The organism is Cellvibrio polysaccharolyticus, from assembly GCF_015182315.1.
Lineage (GTDB): Bacteria > Pseudomonadota > Gammaproteobacteria > Pseudomonadales > Cellvibrionaceae > Cellvibrio > Cellvibrio polysaccharolyticus.
In genome coordinates this window covers 2,945,378-2,961,932 of record NZ_PRDL01000001.1, presented here as the reverse complement: position 1 = coordinate 2,961,932, position 16,555 = coordinate 2,945,378, and the positions used below count along the sequence as shown (strand labels likewise).

Genomic DNA, 16,555 nt, shown 5'->3' with positions numbered 1-16,555 from the left:
GCGCGGAGGTGCAAAGCATTCAAACCATTCTGGCGAGAATGTCGCGGGTTTCGCACACGCTGAATTACCAGGGCTCATTCACCTATGAGCATCAGCACAGCTACACCCTGCAATCTTTCCGCGTTTCGCATTGGGTAGAAGACGGTATCGAATACGAACGTCTGCAATACCTCAGTGGCCCGGAGCGCGAAATTGTTCGCAATGGTCAAGCGCTTGACTGCTATCCCCCCGGTGATCAACTGCTGCAAGGCCGCCTCACGCAAATGGGACAGCGCCTGGCCGGTCTTGAAGAATTTTATCAATTCCAGGTGCGCTCGGTAGAGCGGGTCGCCGGTCGTATGACCACCGTGCTGCAAGTTATTCCACGCGATGTGTACCGTTATGGGTTGGTTCTGAGTGTTGACCAGGAAACCGGCCTTATCCTCAAGTCGCTTACTGTAGATACCAATGGTCGCAGTATTGAGCGGTATCAGTTTGTCGAGCTGGATTTGAACCCGGATGTGGAAGCGATGAAAAATTCGCCGCTGGCACAAAAACAGCGGGTGGCGAAAGCGCCGATGAATGAATGTAACCAAACCCGGACCGGCGAACCGCAAGAATGGCGGGTACGTTGGATACCGCCAGGCTTTGCCTTTACCGGCCAGCAAAAAGTTAGCCCGGTGCGCGACATGTTGATGTACACCGATGGGCTTACTACCTTCTCCATCTTTATTGAAGCGGCGGGTAGTCCTCCGCCGGAAGGCGTTGGTCAACGTGGGCCAACGGTGTTGTATATGAGCAAGGCTGTGCGCAATGATCAGCTGTACCGGGTTACGGTCGTTGGTGAGATTCCGGCGGTAGCGGCGGAGCAAATTGCTGCCAGTATCGAAGCTTCCACCGCTGTAGGGCCGGTGGAGCAATAAGGTGATGATTGAGCAGGGCACCGTCGCTGCGATTGAGCAGGACTGTTTGTGGGTGGCCACGGTGCGCCGCTCCACCTGCTCCGGGTGTCGCTCCGAGGCGGGTTGCGGGCAAAGTATGCTGGCGCGTGTCAGTGGCCATAATCCATTACTAAGGGTGCTACTCAACGGTCATACTACTGACCAATTTACCGTAGGTGACCAGGTGGATATCGGCGTGCCCGAGTCGCTGGTCGCCACCGGTTCTCTGGTTTCCTATTTGTTGCCGTTGGTATTTTTACTGGTTTTTGCCGGCATCGCCCATCATCTCTTTGCCAGCGATGGCATCACTGCCTTAATGGCGTTGACCGGTTTGGTGGCGGGCGGCATTTTGCTGCGCCGTTTTGCCTGGCTCTCGCGAGACAATCCGCGGCTGCAACCGGTGTTGATCACCGCTCATTCTGCTTTACCTCTCAGGAATCCGGTGTGTTAGTGATTACCGAGCATCTGGCTGTGCCGGATCATGAAATTGAAATGCTGGCGATGCGCGCGCAGGGCGCCGGTGGTCAGAACGTCAACAAGGTGTCGTCGGCGGTTCACCTGCGCTTCGACATTCCTGCCTCTTCCTTGCCGGACGATTACAAAACCCGTTTGCAGGCACTGAGCGATCAGCGCATTACCTCGGACGGTGTGGTGGTGATCAAAGCACAGCGCTTTCGCTCCCAGGAAAAGAATCGCGAGGATGCGCTGTTGCGTCTTGCGGAGTTAATTCGCAGTATTGTGTCGCAGCCAAAACCGCGCCGGCCAACTCGTCCTACCCGGGCATCGGTAGTCCGTCGTGTGGAGGGCAAAACCAAGCGCGGCGACGTCAAGCGCTTTCGCAAGAAGGTCGATTACTGACCATATATTGCTGAAAACAAATGCTGCGGTTTCGGCCGTGGCGTTTCGCCGTGTACAACGCCATATCCGCCGCTCGTACCCATTCTGAAAAATTACCCACCTGCGACAAATCGGCCACGCCAATGCTGATGGTTGAATTAATGGTTTGCGCGATCGGGCCGCTGGTATCAATAAAATGATGCAGCGCGATGGTGGTGCGCAATCGCTCTGCCACCTGCATTGCACCGGCCTTGTCGGTATCCGGCAACAAGATAACGAACTCCTCTCCGCCATAACGCCCGGCAATATCCACCTGCCGCGAGGTGTGCAGCAAAATTTTCGCAATTTCCTGAAGAATAATATCGCCGGTGCCGTGTCCGTGGTGATCGTTGATGTTTTTGAAATGATCAATGTCCAGCATGATCAAACTCGCGTTGCCCTGTTGCCGCTTCATTCGCTCCTGTTCTTCCTGGGCGCGTGCTTGCCAGTAGCCTCGGTTGTAAAGGCCGGTGAGTGCATCGATACGGCTGAGGTGTTGCAGTGCCTTTTTTTGCTCTGATAACTGAATTGCCAGCCGCCAGGCAATGCCGCCAATCATTAACGGATAAATCAGCAGCAGCGGCAGGCAAGCCAGCACAACCTGCATATCGGTGTTGATATGTAATTGAAACCCCAGTACCAGCCCGCCTATCAGCACACCCGCCACCGACGCCAGCGCGCCTTTTAAAAACAACACCGGGCCACCGGCTGCCATGTTATTCATCCACAGCATCATGGTTACCAGTGCGCCGGGTATCGGATTAAACCCCATGGCCACCAGCCAGACGCCGGCAGTGCCACTGTCGATAAGAAAACTCTGACGTTCGGTTTGATAGGGGTTGGGGCTGCGTAAGGCAATCTGGTAAGCCACATGCGGCCAGACGAAACCATTGAGAAACAGGAGCAGCCAGAGAACCGGCGGATGGGCGAGGGGATGAATGGCTACGGCGATTGCCAGAAAACCCAGCCCCAGACCAATAACACGCGCAGGATAGATACGTTTGACGAATCGCGCGCCTCGTCCGGAGAGTTCTTTCATGGCGTTTCCCTGGGAAAGGACTTTCGATCACCCAGCCTAGCACTATTTTTGCGCAGTCAATAATGGTTTTAATGTGGCGTTACACATTTACTCATTCCCTGGTTGCTTGAGTATTATGTGTCACTTTTTGAGCGTTCCAGAGCGTGTTGGCAAGGCTGGCAAGCGGTATTCTGTCGGCTTGCTTTATCCAGCTCGCCAGCGCAGCGGCAACATCGGGAAAATGTTTCGCATCGGGTTGGGGCGTGGCCAGCCAGTCCCGGATGCACACCGCATTGAGGGTTTGTGCAACCTGCGCGTAACCCAGTTCTTGCAGCGCAAGGGCATTGGATTGCTGTTCCATTTGCCCGCCTACCGGTTGCACCAGCAATTTTTTCCCGAGGTGTAGCGCTTCGCTGGGCAGCTCGAAACCGGCGCTGCAAATAACCCCTTCACATTGGTGCAAGGCTTGTTGAAAGTGATCCCGTGACAAGGGGTGTAAATGAATGTGGGCGGGCAAATTGCCCGTGTAGCGGTCGCCGTGAAAAACGTGAAACTGGCAGGTGTTGATTGGTCGCAGCGCCGGCAAAAAATCTTCCAGGCTGGCAAAGGGTAAATACACCAGAATTTCGCCCTGGTTGATCAAGCAAGCGTGGCCGGTGTTTTCTACCATCGGCGGTAAAATAGCTTGCTGGAAATGATGCCAATGCAGTCCGATCGGTTGGCTGACCGGGGCAAAAAATCGCATAAACCCACGGGTAAACAGGTTGGCACCTTGAGTCGGAACCGGGTGCAGAAAAGCACTTTGGTGAGAAATGCCCAGCGACGTTTTGCCGGCTTTTTTTGCCGCCCAGGCGGAAACCGGTTCAAAGTCACTGATGATCAGATCGTAACCGCTGACATCCAGTGTGTTGATATCCCGCCGCAATTGCAGCAAGTCGCTTTTCAGCAAAGTGCGCGGATAGTCTACTTTCCCATGTCGGGTTACAAAGGTCAGGCCACGGAACAGGCGGTAATGACCGAAGATCTCCATATCAAAAAATGCGTCCGGCTCGCGCCCGGAGAAAACCCAATCAACGTTAATATTTTCCGCCGCCAACGCTTTCGCCATGATGCGTGCGCGGGTGATATGGCCGTTACCTGTCGCTTGCACGCCGTACAAAATTTTCATTATGAAAGTGCCGGGGTGGTGAGAAAAATAGCGGTAAGCGTGCAACTGCAACCCAACAGCGCGCCAGCGGCGATATCACTAGGGTAGTGCACACCGAGTAAAACCCGGCTGGCACCAATCAGCGACGCCCAGATAAAAGCCGGTGCGGCAAACAACGGATAAAACTGCAACAGCAGACAGGCAAACACAAACGCAGCCGCGGTGTGGCCTGAGGGGAAACTGAATTTATCCGACGGAACAATCCAGGCTTCATAGGTTTCAATGCGCACCGCTGGCCGGTCTCGCCGAATGGTATTTTTCAAGAGCAGATAAAGGGAAACTTCACCCACGTAAGCCAGCAAACCGGCAGCGAGAAACGCCATGCTTTGTTGGCTGTCGAGCAACAAAATAATCAGGGTAATGAAGATGTAAAAAGGGCCATCGCCGCTGCGGGAAATCCAGCGAATCGATTTGCGATAAGGATAGCGTTTGGTAACATGCAGCCACAAAAAAAGTAGCGTATCGAGGTGATGGATTCTTTGTAGAAAAGTATTCATAGTGTCACCCTTCGCGTTTATGACGACACACAAATAGCATGCCTTTATGACACTTCTGTGACGCCCGGCAGGCTCCTGTTAAACGGCACGCTGCGGTGTTTTCTCTGGATTTAAAAATGAATTTTTATTATGGCCAAACCTGATAAAAGGGGGCTGCCCCGCCTCATTGCTGCCTTCGGCTATTCCATGAAAGGTTTTGCCGCCGCCTGGCGGTTTGAAGAGTCTTTCCGTCAGGAGCTGATTCTGGTGGTGTTGCTGCTGCCTTCTGCTTTCTGGCTGGCGGTCACCCCGGTGGAGCTGATACTGCTGATCTCCTCATTGTTTGGCGTGCTCATCGCCGAGCTGATCAACTCCGCCATTGAAGCGGTGGTAGACCGTACCGGGTTTGAGTTGCATGAGCTCTCCGGCAGGGCAAAAGATATTGGTTCTGCTATGGTATTTTTAAGCATTCTGCTCGCTGCTCTAATATGGGGCATTATTGGCTGGTCGCGCTTTGCCTCATAGCGGCAATAAAAAACGCTTTATACAAGGAATTTGGTAACGATTTTGACGACATGGTGCTACTATCCCGAATTATCTCCTGACGACCACAGCGGGTGAATCTCCGGGTCTTAAGGGTTTCATCGACGCTTCATAGCCTGCCTGCAGGACCGTTTATGATCGCCGTAAGAGATTTAATGACACCGATTGGCTCGGAGGCCTCTCCTGACGATTTACTGGGACCTGTAATTGAAACCATGCGGCACAACAGCCATTCCTGTGTCGTGGTAAGTGAGGCCGGGCGCGTTGTTGGCCTGCTCACCGAGCGTGACCTGATAGGCGTGTTTATGAATGTTGCCGGCGACGCCGTTAGTCGTCCGGTTGCGGATGCCATGGTTGTTAACCCCCTCTGCGTAAATGCCAATGACTCATTGCTTGAGGCGTTGAAGCTGGCGCGTACCCACAAGATTCGTCATCTGCCGGTGGTTGATGATAACCAGCTGCTGGTCGGCATGGTTACCCACACCGATATGATCAACGTTTACGTGGATATCCTCGAAAATCAGGTGCAATTGATAGACGACAACATGCATCTGCGTGCGCAATCCCTTGAGGACCCTCTGCTGGGCATTGGTAATCGCCGGGCCATGGAAGGGGATCTGGTGCGAGTGGCAGCCAACACCCGGCGCGCCGGTCAGCGCTTTGCTATCACCTTGTTTGATCTGGATTATTTCAAAGCCTTTAACGACCACTATGGCCATGTGCATGGCGACAAGGCGTTGAAACAGGTGGTCAACACCATGGTTGAAAGCATGCGCCACGGCGACAGCCTTTACCGTTATGGGGGTGAAGAGTTGCTGTTATTGATGCCCAATACCGATGGCAGTGGCGCCATTCAGGCAGCAGAGCGGGTTCGTGAATCGGTCATCCGCCTGGCGTTGCAGCACGTTAAGAGCCCTCATGGTATTTTGACCGTCAGTGGCGGTATCGCCAGCGAAGATTTTATGACCCAGGACCAGCTTATCGCCGCTGCCGATAAAGCGCTGTATTTTGCCAAATCACTGGGCCGTAACCGCACCGCTTCCTACCAGCACACCAACTGAATTCTTTCCTGCCGATTCAACGCTCACCTGTCACTGTCGATAAAAAAACCGTTAAAAAGCTCCCTTTTTGTTGTCATTTTGACTATGTTGCATCGGTTACAGAGGCATTCACGTCAATGGGGAAATAATAATGACAGGAACATTATCAGGATTTTTTTTCACGCTCTGCGTCGGGTTGCTCGCCAGCTTACCCCTTCAGGCCGCTAACTGGAGCGAGGAACAATGGTCGCTCAGCTCGCCCGACGAGCGCCAGCGTATCAGTGTGCGTCGCGCCTCGGGTGATGGCCTGGAATATCGTATAGCTTTCAACCGCGATAACCGCACAGAAACTCTGCTGGATTGGTCAACACTGGGTTTAAAAGTGCAGCGCTTTAATCAGCAGGTATTGCAACTCAAGCCGGTTATCAGCGATTTTTCCCGCAAATTGGAGTTTGTCTCCAGCACCGTGTCTTCCGGCGAAGACAAGTACACCATGCTGACCGGCAAGCGCCTTGAGAATCAGGCGACGTGGCGCAGTCTGGATATTACCGTGCGCGATCCGGAAACCCGCTTGCTGCTGACGCTGCAATTGCGTGCCTACAACGAAGGCGTTGCTTTTCGCTATCGGCTGCCCGAAGAAAGCCTGTTTTATTATCAGGTCATTGAAGAAAATACGGTTTTCAATGTTGGTGAACAGGCGGATTTTTTTGGCCAGCCTTACGATTTTTCTACCATCTTTCATCCATCCTACGAAACCGCTTACCTGAAAGTAAAAAGTGGCACCGCAACGCCCAAAGAACTCGGCGTGGGTTGGGGTTTTCCTTCATTGATTCAGCGCGGTGATGTGTGGGCGCTGCTGCATGAAACCAATCTTGATGCCGGTTTTCACGGCTCTCATTTGCAGCCGGTTGCTACCAAAGGTATTTATAAAATAGCACCGCCTACTCAGGACTCTGCGGCCGGTTTTGGCAGTAACATTGCCGCGTCTACGCTGCCGTGGAATATGCCCTGGCGGATGTTTATTGTCGGCGATCAACTGGCCCACATTGTTGAAAGCAACCTGGTTTTTCATCTTGCAGAAGCGTCCAAAGTGGCGGACACCCGTTGGATAGAGCCGGGCATTGCCTCCTGGAGCTGGTGGTCTGACCACGACTCCAGCAAGAACCCGCAAACGCTGAAAAAATTTATCGATTTTGCGCAAACCATGGGCTGGCGTTACTCGTTGGTAGATGCCAACTGGAACTTGATCAGTGAAAATATTATGGAAGAGCTGGTGACTTATGCGAAGGAGCGTAATGTCGGTTTGTTCTTCTGGTACAACTCCGGCGGGCGGCATAATTTTATTGGCGAGCAACCGCGCAACCGTATGGATGATCGCCAGATTCGCCGCGCTGAATTTGCCAAACTGCAGAAGCTGGGTGTCAAAGGCATCAAGGTAGATTTTTTCCAAAGCGACAAGCAGGACATTATTCGTCAGTACCTTGAATTGCTGGAAGATGCCGCCGAGTTTCATTTGTTAGCCAACTTTCACGGCAGCACCATCCCTCGCGGTTGGGAGCGCACCTGGCCAAACCTGATGACCATGGAAGCCGTGCGCGGCGGCGAGTTTTACAGTTTCTCCGGCGAGCAGCCCTACGGTGGTCAGGCGCCCTGGCAAAATGCCCTGCATCCTTTTCTGCGCAACGTGATCGGCTCTATGGATTACACCCCGGTCGCCTTTGCCGAACAACCGGTAAAACGTTTTACCAGCAATGCCCATGAAGCCGCGCTGGCGGTTGTATTCGAGTCGGGTGTGCAACACATCGCCGACAGTGCAGACAGCATGTTGTCATTGCCGGAAGGCTATCTGGACTACTTTAAAAAGCTGCCCGCGGTATGGCATGAAACCCGTTTGCTGGCCGGTCACCCGGGTGAGTTGGCGGTGCTGGCGCGGCGCCATGGTAAAACCTGGTACATCGCCGGTATCAATGGCGAAGAAAAAGAAAAATCCCTGACGCTGGATCTATCGGTATTGCCGGGTATTGGGACTCAGGGGCTGCTCATCACCGATGATGCCAGCGAAGCCTGGCACGCCAAAAATATCACCCTGGACAAACTGACGGATTTCCCGGTGGCTATGACATCCTGGGGCGGCTTTGTGCTTCGCCTTGACGCGCAGTGATCAAAACAGGAGACATAGGCTGCCCTGTGTCTCCTGTGCCAAATTCTCCTGTGCCAAATTGGAACCGCGGGAGTCTTCTCTATATACTGTTCGGATAAACAGCTCTCCCCAATCTCCCTGCACAGAAACCTGACTCATGACGGACGCTTTTTTACTGACACGTCAGTGGCGCGATACCCGCGAAGGCACGGTGCTGGATTTCTGGTGGGCGACGGAGGAGGGGCCGCGCTGGACGCGCATCACCGGGCAGGAGATTGTTTTCTTTGTGCCCCGCGAGCACAGCGAAAAAATAACGCAATTGCTATTACAAGCCAAGCCCGGCAAAGCCGCCTGGCGTCTCGCCGACGTTCCTTTAAAAACCTTTGTTAACACACCGGTAAGCGCACTCTATTGTCAAACCCAGCGGCTCGCCCGCGACATACAGCAACAACTGCAAAACGCCAATATCTCCTGTTGGGAAACCGACATTCGACCGGCTGAGCGTTTCCTGATGGAACGTTTTATCACTGCCGCCGCGCGCATTGAACTGCCCGCGCCAGCGGATGCTTTTCAGGTGCAATTGAATCCGCCGCTGACACCGATTGATTACCGCCCCCGGCTGCGCATGGTATCGCTCGATATCGAAACCTCTATGGACGCCAAAAGCCTTTACTCGATTGCTGTTTACAGTGATGAAGTGGCCAGGGTGTTCATGGTGGGTGAGGGCGAAAATACCGGGCAATTACAGTTTTGTGCCAACGCCAAACTCTGCCTCTGCGCTTTTTATCAATGGCTGGAAAAGTACGACCCGGACATTATTATCGGCTGGAATGTGGTGCAATTTGACCTGTGGGTATTGGAATGCCTAAGCCAGACGCTGGGGTTATCGCTGGCGCTCGGGCGAGGTCAGCAACCGGTACATTGGCGGCAGGAAGAGGGCGACGGGGGGCGCCGTTTTGTCACCGTTCCCGGTCGGCAAATTCTGGATGGTATTGAACTGCTCAAAGCGGCCAACTATCGCTTTGACAGTTTCTCCCTGCAAAACGTTTCTGTTGAGCTGCTGGACGAAGGCAAGTTGCTAACCGGCAATGATCGCGGCGAGGAAATCACCACCTTGTTTCAGCAGGACAAGCTGGCGCTGGCCGCTTACAACCTGCAGGATTGCAAGCTGGTGTGGCAAATTTTCGATGAAAAAAAATTGCTGCATTTTGCGATGGAACGCAGCCAGTTAACCGGTTTGTTGCTGGATCGTGTCGGGGGTTCGGTTGCCGCATTTGAGTATTTATATCTGCCGCGTTTGCACCGGCGCGGTTATGTAGCGCCCAATTATGGCGAGCTGCAATCGGACGTGATCAGCCCCGGTGGTTACGTTATGAATTCCCACCCGGGCATTTACGACAATGTGCTGGTGCTGGACTTTAAAAGTCTGTACCCGAGTATTATGCGCACCTTTTTAATTGACCCTTGTGCGTTCTGGCTGGCACAGCACAGTGACCTGCCGGAGGATGGTGTAGTGCAAGGCTTCAATGAAGCTTTTTTTGCAAGGGACGGCCACATTCTGCCCGGATTGATCAGGCATTTTTCCGAAGCCCGCGAATTGGCCAAGCGTCAGCGCAACGCGCCCTTATCCCATGCTATTAAAATTATTATGAATTCTTTCTACGGCGTGCTGGGTTCTACCGGCTGCCGTTTTTTTGATCCTCGCATCAGCAGTTCTATTACCTTGCGCGGCCATGAAATTATTCAGCAGAGTCGCGACTGGATCGAAGAGCAGGGCTACCGCGTTATTTACGGCGATACCGACTCGCTGTTTGTGCATGTGGAATGGGCCAATGCCGCGCACGTGCCAAAATCCGAACAGCAGTGTCAGGTGATCGGTCAGCGGCTGGCGCGGGAGCTAAATGTCTGGTGGTCGAATGCTCTGAAAGAAAAATTTAACATCGAGAGTTTTCTGGAAATTCAGTTTGAAACCCACTACGTAAAATTTTTAATGCCGACCATGCGCGGTTCCGATGAAGGCACCAAAAAGCGTTACGCCGGGGTCGTGAATAACAACGGTTCTCCCGAGCTGGTTTTTAAAGGGCTGGAAAACGTTCGCACGGATTGGACGTTACTGGCGCGGGATTTTCAGATGACCTTGTATGCGCGTATTTTTTTTGAAGAAGACTACGAAGAATTTGTTCGCGAGGTAACGCGAAAGGTGCTGGCGGGTGAGTGCGATGAGGCGCTGGTGTATCGCAAGCGGTTACGACGTCATTTGCACGAGTATCAAAAAAATGTACCGCCGCATGTGCAGGCTGCACGCAAGTTGCATCAGTGGACCGGCGCGTTATTGCGACGCGGCGACTGGATTGAATATGTCATCACCACCTCCGGCGCAGAACCCTTGCAGGCGCGGCAAAGTCCGCTGGATTACCAACATTATGTAGATAAACAATTGGTGCCGGTGGCAGATACCATTTTGCATTTCCGCCAACAATCGTTGCAGCAATTGCTGGATAACCAGTTGTCACTGTTTGGTTAGCGGGGCAAATTGCTTGCAGCGAGAAGGGGAATTGTTTTGGAGGGAAGGCTGACATACCGCCAGAGAGTAGCGGTATGTCCTTCATTATCAGAAAAACTTGCCCAGAATACTTTTGGCTGCCGAGCCGGCCAAACCGCCCAGCAAAGCACCGCCATCGCTGTTCCGGTTAATCAGATCAGGCAAAATACCCGCCAGACCTGATGCCGCCGTGGTGGTGTCCACGCCGACTTTGCCGGCAAAGCTGTCCACTTTATCCTGTCCCAGCGCTGCAATGAGCTGGCTGATATCCAGCGACTTGTTGGTGCTGTTGCCTAACCATGAGGTGGCCAGTGCCGCCAGATCCCCACCCTGACCGGTGAATTTTCCCACCAGCGCGGCAAGATCAAGATCGCCACTTTGTGTCGGCAACAATTGTTGTAATGCCCCGACAACAGTTTCCAGATTCAGGCTTGTGCCTCTGGAGCCCAATTGGGAAATAAATAAATCCGCAGCAATTTTTAATAAGCTCATAGACACACCTGTTCACACTCAGGATAAAAATTAACCTCCCATACCGGAGGCGTCATAAAACACCGCATTATGTCCATCATCAGATCAACCGCCAGCTGTTTTCGCTTTGCCGGCGTTCACTGTTTCACAGGAATTTGATTCGCTGCAAGGATGGCGTAAAACCGGTTTTCCGGTCAGATTGCGTTAACTCTCCATTGACATCCAGGCCGCACAGATGCCGCTAATAACCTGGTCTGGCGCTGCCTTTGTAATCCTGTCGATAGAGAATTCCGGCCATCCGGTGGCCCACAATATAACCGCAAGGGGTTGCTATTCTCCGGTTACAAACCGCACCGGATTTACTGAGAATATCACCAATTCGTGAAACATCCAGCGTCTCGTCGTCGCCTTGTACCGTCTGCGTAACCGGTCATGGTGATCGCTGGCGGTTGGCGTGTGAAGCATTGTTATCTTTATCACCCGTCAGGATTCTGTGCGCAATACTTGTATCCCCGGGGCGAGCTGGTTAGCATGAGCGACATCTTTTACTCATTCCCTTCGCTTTCCCGGGCTTTTTTCGATGGAAGAAATACTCGATTTATTACGTGACCACCACCAGGCTGTGCCTGTGCCGCTTGAACTCCCGGACGAAGAAGATCTGGTGGTGATAGAGGAAGAGATGTTGCTGCCGATCCCCCGTGATATGCGCCAGTATCTGCTCGAAGCCAGTGATGTTGTCACCGGCTCGCTGGAGCCGGTAACGGTGGCAGACCCGCATTCGCACACGCATTTGCCGGAAGTTGCGGCGCTTGCCTGGTCGTTGGGCGTACCTCGCCACCTGCTGCCGTTGTGTGAAGATAACGGTAATTATTACTGCGTTGATCCGGAAGGTGAAGTTGTACATTGGATCGATGGTGATCTGACCGGAGAAACCTGGGATTCGGTCTGGCAGTGGGTCAGGGACGTCTGGCTGGAAAGCTGACGCACACAGGGGACAGGCTTTGCGTACCTACGGAAATCGGGTGTTTTCAGGAGCGGTCCTCCTCGGTAGCCGCATCCCGCGTCATCGTTTCACGATGCCTGGAATAGCTCGCCACCATTTTTTATTGCTGTTGGCGCTGTGCTGCATGCCCTGGTTTGCGCTGGCCGATACGCGCACTGCCAGCGAGCCAGGTGCTGCGCTGGCGCCCGCCACAAACGATGCCAATCGCCCGGCTTCTGCCGTTAAAATTTACAAATACAAACGCGATGGCGTGTTGTCGTTTTCTGACCGTGCGCCCATGCGCACTACCTACGAAGTGATTACCTACAGTTGCTTTGCCTGCAATCCGGCCTCGAAACTGGATTGGCATAACATTCCGTTGCACCTTGAATCTTTCAATTACCCCATTCAATCAGCAGCCACCCGTTACGGTGTTGACCCGGCGCTGGTGCGAGCTGTTATTCATGCCGAATCGGCGTTTAAAGCCGATGCGGTTTCCCGTCGGGGGGCGATCGGTTTAATGCAGCTGATGCCGGCAACCGCCAAAGACATGGGCGTTAAAGATTCATCCTTGCCGGCACAAAATATTCAGGGCGGCGTGAAATACCTTGCCTGGTTGCTTGAACTGCACAAAGGTGATGTAAGCCTGGCAACGGCGGCTTACAACGCCGGTCCGGGTGCGGTTCGCCGTCATCAGGGTATACCTCCTTTTGCAGAGACCCAAACCTACGTAAAAAGGGTTAAAATTCTTCACGATCGCTATCAAAAAGCCATGGCTGTGCAGGAAGTTGCCAGCCAGTAATTCTTGCCGTATTCCACCGGTTCATGACTTTCCACATCGCACTACCACCAGGGTTTAATCCGGTGAGTAGCGATGAAAGTGCTGAATTAAGGTGACACTCCGTATTTTCGAGGTTGATTATGTCTTCCCTTTCCCAGGCTGCGGTTACCGCAGCGCTCGCCCGTGTACCTGATCCTGTACTTGGCAAAAACCTGATTGAGACAGGTTCGCTGGCTTCTCTGTCGGTTACCGGCAGTCGTTTGCAATTGCACATTCGCCTTGGCTATCCGGCCGAGTCTGTTATTGAGGGCCTGGCGGCGGCAATCCGCGACGCCCTGGCCGGTGTTGAGGGGCTGACTGATACATCGCTGGATATTGATTGGCAGGTTGCGGCCAACCCGGCGGCCAACGCGCAGCAGGCCATTCCGGGTGTACGTAATATCATCGCTGTGGCCTCAGGCAAAGGCGGGGTGGGCAAATCAACCACATCACTGAATCTGGCGCTGGCACTGGCAGCGGAAGGCGCCCGCGTCGGTATTCTGGATGCGGATATTTATGGCCCCAGCCAGCACCATATGCTGGGCGTTGGCGAAAAGCGGCCGGAGGTTATCTCGGTCGCCGGTGGTGCCCAGATGATGTTGCCGATTCAGGCGCACAATATTCAATCTATCTCCATGGGCTACCTGGTGACCGAGCAAACGCCGATGGTGTGGCGCGGGCCAATGGTCAGCGGTGCCTTGCAGCAGTTACTGTCGCAAACCCGATGGGATGACCTGGATTACCTGATTATCGACATGCCGCCCGGCACCGGTGATATTCAAATTACGCTCGCCCAGCGGGTGCCGGTAACCGGTGCGGTGATCGTTACTACACCGCAGGATATCGCCTTGCTCGATGCTAAAAAGGGCATTGAGATGTTCCGTAAAGTCCATGTGCCGGTATTGGGTGTGGTGGAAAACATGGCGTTGCATATCTGCTCGAATTGCGGCCATGCCGAGCATATTTTTGGCCAGGGCGGTGGCGAGCGTATTGCCCGCGAATACCAGTCCGAGCTGCTGGGTTCACTGCCGTTGGATGTCAGCATTCGCGAGCAGACCGACAGCGGCATCCCCGGGCTGGTGACCGACCCGCAGTCGCCGATCAGTTTGCAATACCGCGCTATTGCCAGAAAACTGGCTGCCAACCTCTGGCAGCTGAACCGCCAAACCGCCAGTGCGCCGAATATTGTGATCTCTGACGACTGATGTCGCTGACGTCGTGCCGGTAGGCGCGTGAGCTGAAAAACGCTATCATGCCGGCCCGTCTTCACACTCAGCCCGAGGAGTAACAATGAGTATCAAGTCTGACAAGTGGATGCGCCGCATGGTCGAAGAGCACGGCATGATCGAGCCTTTTGAGCCGGGTCAGGTGCGCTTTGATGAACAAGGCCAGCGAATCATCTCTTACGGGACTTCCAGTTACGGCTACGATGTTCGCTGTGCAGACGAATTCAAAATTTTCACCAACGTGCATTCCACGGTGGTGGACCCGAAAAATTTCGATGAAAAAAGTTTTGTCGATATCAAAAGCGATGTGTGCATCATCCCGCCCAACTCGTTTGCGCTGGCAAGAACGGTGGAATATTTCCGTATTCCACGCTCGATTCTTACCGTGTGCCTCGGTAAATCCACCTACGCGCGCTGCGGTATTATCGTTAACGTAACACCGCTGGAACCTGAGTGGGAGGGGCATGTCACCCTGGAATTTTCCAATACCACACCGCTACCAGCAAAAATCTACGCCAACGAAGGCGTGGCACAAATGCTGTTTTTTGAATCCGATGAAGTGTGCGAAACCTCTTACAAGGATCGCGGTGGGAAATATCAAGGGCAGCGCGGCGTAACCTTACCGCGTACCTGATTCGCCCGGCGACTCTGCGTCCATAAAAAAGCCCCGGTCAAAAAACCGGGGCTTTTTACAATAAACGGCGGCAAATTATTGCCGCCGTTTTTGTTTTCTGGCAGAGGTTTGCCGGTCAGGCGTTGGCGAGCAGGCGATCGTATTTGCGGCTCAGCATGTCGTAAAACTGTTCCCGCACCTGATGGATGGCCGCTTTAAGAGAAGAGATTTCTTCCGGGCTGATGTCCTGACGGCCTACATAAACCTGTTTGCGGTAAACCGCGATGCGGGCACCGTATAGACGCAGGGTGCGCTCGAGGTTTTTTTCTCCCAACATCAGCAAGCGGGCTTCGGCATCGGCCAATTTGCGGAATTCATTGACCAGCTCGCTGTTCACGGCTTCCAGCTCCTGACGGCGCGCTACCGGCCAGCGATCCCCGAATTGAACCGATTCAACCACCAGTGACGAATATTTGGCGAAGCTATGGCTGACCATGCCGACCTGGGAAGAAACATCTTCCAGAATCTGCAGGCGGCGGTTTTCCCGCTGCACGTCAAATTGGCTGTTATTCTGTCGACGCATGATGCCCCACGCGCAAAGCGCGGCAATCACGGCGCCGATGCCCATTTTCAAGGAGGTGTCAGTTAATTGGAAAAGGGTTTCCATGTCCATCGTTCTATGCCTCTCTGTCAAAAAATTGCCGCAATGGCGACTCAGTGAGGATAAAAGCAAGAACGAGGCCAGAATGTCACTCCGCATCCATGCCTGAAAAATAAAGCACCTGGTCAATCACCTCAGGCGCACCATTGCAGGCATTGAATCGTTGCGAGGCACCGTCTGTCGCGTAGTAAAAAGCAGGGTTCCGGACAATCTGGCGAAGCCTTGATCAAAATGGGCAAGGGCTAAACCCGGATACCCGTTCTCCTGTTAAGGGATGATCAAATTCAAGGCGGGTTGCATGCAACATCAAGCGCTGCGCCATAGCAAGTGTTTCATGTGTTCCGTACAAATCGCAGCCTAAAATGGAATGGCCAAACTCACGGCTGTGAATACGCAGTTGGTGGGTTCGGCCCGACTGCGGTGTAAATAAAACCCTTGTGGTGGGCGGCGAAGAGGTGCGATCAATGACGGTGTAATCTGTCCGGGCCGTTTTACCGGATTCAGCACAAATTTTTTGCAGGGGGAAATTTTCGGGATCTTTGGCAATCGGCAATTCAATCACACCGGATTCACCGGGTACATTACCGTACAACATAGCGGTATAACTTTTAACCACGGTGCCGGCCTGAAACTGTTTGCCTATATGTGCATTGGCCACTTTATTCAGTGCGACCACCATAATGCCTGACGTACCGAAATCCAGCCGATGTACCAGCCTTGCAGTGGGAAAATTTTGCACCAAACGGAAATGTACAGAATCCTTATTGAGTGGGTTCTTCCCGGAGAGACTCAACAAACCACCGGGTTTGTTGATTAATAAAAAATGTTCATCCTGAAATAGAATATCTATTTCGCTGTGGCAAAAGGGAGCGATAAAGTTGTCGGGTTTGGTTTGCATGAATGTCATTGATTCCAGTATGGCTGTACTTGTCAGGCAAAAACGGACACCTTTTGTTGAGACAAGTGATGTAAACATCCCATTCCTGGTGGCAGCCTGAACGAGAGTTTTCCGCCTGCTTT

Annotated in this window: 17 protein-coding genes; 11 read left to right on the top strand and 6 right to left on the bottom strand. The window is 53.2% G+C overall.

All coding sequences use genetic code 11. From position 1 onward, the window contains the following. Positions 1–8: 8 nt before the first annotated feature. From C4F51_RS12655 to arfB, 3 genes are read left to right on the top strand one after another with little or no spacing between them, the layout of a single operon-like run. Positions 9–902 (top strand): MucB/RseB C-terminal domain-containing protein, encoded by an 894-nt coding sequence (locus C4F51_RS12655; RefSeq protein WP_193910331.1) that lies wholly within the window; start codon positions 9–11, stop codon positions 900–902. A 4-nt stretch (positions 903–906) separates the two neighbouring features. After that, positions 907–1,371, top strand: coding sequence for a SoxR reducing system RseC family protein (locus tag C4F51_RS12650; protein WP_235992469.1), 465 nt, complete (start codon positions 907–909; stop codon positions 1,369–1,371). Beyond that, a complete protein-coding gene (gene arfB, locus C4F51_RS12645) occupies positions 1,365–1,778 on the top strand; it encodes an alternative ribosome rescue aminoacyl-tRNA hydrolase ArfB (protein WP_193910327.1) in 414 nt (137 codons plus the stop codon). Before C4F51_RS12650 ends, arfB begins: the two co-directional genes overlap by 7 nt. On the opposite strand, the gene C4F51_RS12640 is transcribed toward arfB, so the two are convergent. The 3 genes from C4F51_RS12640 to C4F51_RS12630 form a co-directional block, all read right to left on the bottom strand. Continuing rightward, positions 1,747–2,835: a diguanylate cyclase gene (locus C4F51_RS12640; RefSeq protein ID WP_193910325.1), complete on the bottom strand. Its 1,089-nt coding sequence runs from the start codon at positions 2,833–2,835 to the stop codon at positions 1,747–1,749. The genes arfB and C4F51_RS12640 overlap by 32 nt on opposite strands. A 91-nt stretch (positions 2,836–2,926) precedes the next feature. After that, a complete protein-coding gene (locus tag C4F51_RS12635) occupies positions 2,927–3,982 on the bottom strand; it encodes an MJ1255/VC2487 family glycosyltransferase (RefSeq protein ID WP_193910323.1) in 1,056 nt (351 codons plus the stop codon). Beyond that, a complete protein-coding gene (locus tag C4F51_RS12630) occupies positions 3,982–4,518 on the bottom strand; it encodes a phosphatase PAP2 family protein (protein ID WP_193910320.1) in 537 nt (178 codons plus the stop codon). The genes C4F51_RS12635 and C4F51_RS12630 overlap by 1 nt, the downstream gene beginning before the upstream one ends. 129 nt (positions 4,519–4,647) lie before the next feature. Between C4F51_RS12630 and C4F51_RS12625 the strand changes: the two genes are divergently transcribed. The 4 genes from C4F51_RS12625 (at position 4,648) to C4F51_RS12610 (ending at position 10,744) form a co-directional block, all read left to right on the top strand. Beyond that, complete coding sequence (locus C4F51_RS12625; protein WP_193910319.1) at positions 4,648–5,022, top strand: diacylglycerol kinase; 375 nt, start codon at positions 4,648–4,650, stop codon at positions 5,020–5,022. A 152-nt stretch (positions 5,023–5,174) separates the two neighbouring features. Then, on the top strand, positions 5,175–6,101 hold the full coding sequence (locus C4F51_RS12620; protein ID WP_193910317.1) for a diguanylate cyclase: 927 nt from the start codon (positions 5,175–5,177) through the stop codon (positions 6,099–6,101). 130 nt (positions 6,102–6,231) lie between these two features. Beyond that, on the top strand, positions 6,232–8,241 hold the full coding sequence (locus tag C4F51_RS12615; protein ID WP_193910315.1) for a glycoside hydrolase family 97 protein: 2,010 nt from the start codon (positions 6,232–6,234) through the stop codon (positions 8,239–8,241). Positions 8,242–8,377: 136 nt separating this feature from the next. Continuing rightward, positions 8,378–10,744: a DNA polymerase II gene (locus tag C4F51_RS12610; protein WP_193910314.1), complete on the top strand. Its 2,367-nt coding sequence runs from the start codon at positions 8,378–8,380 to the stop codon at positions 10,742–10,744. Positions 10,745–10,831: 87 nt separating this feature from the next. Here the strand turns inward: C4F51_RS12610 and C4F51_RS12605 are convergent, their stop codons facing one another. Next, on the bottom strand, positions 10,832–11,254 hold the full coding sequence (locus C4F51_RS12605; protein ID WP_193910312.1) for a YidB family protein: 423 nt from the start codon (positions 11,252–11,254) through the stop codon (positions 10,832–10,834). Between the two features lie 559 nt (positions 11,255–11,813). On the opposite strand from C4F51_RS12605, the gene C4F51_RS12600 reads away from it, so the two are divergent. The 4 genes from C4F51_RS12600 (at position 11,814) to dcd (ending at position 14,895) form a co-directional block, all read left to right on the top strand. Further along, the gene (locus tag C4F51_RS12600; RefSeq protein WP_193910310.1) at positions 11,814–12,215 is read left to right on the top strand and encodes an SMI1/KNR4 family protein; all 402 of its coding nucleotides are present in this window, start codon (positions 11,814–11,816) and stop codon (positions 12,213–12,215) included. 94 nt (positions 12,216–12,309) lie between these two features. Then, positions 12,310–13,017, top strand: coding sequence for a lytic transglycosylase domain-containing protein (locus tag C4F51_RS12595; RefSeq protein WP_193910308.1), 708 nt, complete (start codon positions 12,310–12,312; stop codon positions 13,015–13,017). A 119-nt stretch (positions 13,018–13,136) separates the two neighbouring features. After that, on the top strand, positions 13,137–14,240 hold the full coding sequence (gene apbC / locus C4F51_RS12590; protein WP_193910306.1) for an iron-sulfur cluster carrier protein ApbC: 1,104 nt from the start codon (positions 13,137–13,139) through the stop codon (positions 14,238–14,240). 85 nt (positions 14,241–14,325) lie between these two features. Then, positions 14,326–14,895 carry a dCTP deaminase gene (gene dcd / locus C4F51_RS12585; RefSeq protein WP_193910304.1) on the top strand — a complete coding sequence of 190 codons (570 nt, stop codon included), beginning with the start codon at positions 14,326–14,328 and terminating at the stop codon, positions 14,893–14,895. Positions 14,896–15,010: 115 nt separating this feature from the next. Here the strand turns inward: dcd and C4F51_RS12580 are convergent, their stop codons facing one another. Together C4F51_RS12580 and C4F51_RS12575 are read right to left on the bottom strand one after the other, a co-directional pair. Continuing rightward, the gene (locus tag C4F51_RS12580) at positions 15,011–15,547 is read right to left on the bottom strand and encodes an energy transducer TonB (RefSeq protein WP_193910302.1); all 537 of its coding nucleotides are present in this window, start codon (positions 15,545–15,547) and stop codon (positions 15,011–15,013) included. Positions 15,548–15,761: 214 nt separating this feature from the next. Further along, positions 15,762–16,433: an RluA family pseudouridine synthase gene (locus C4F51_RS12575; protein WP_193910300.1), complete on the bottom strand. Its 672-nt coding sequence runs from the start codon at positions 16,431–16,433 to the stop codon at positions 15,762–15,764. Positions 16,434–16,555 lie beyond the last annotated feature (122 nt).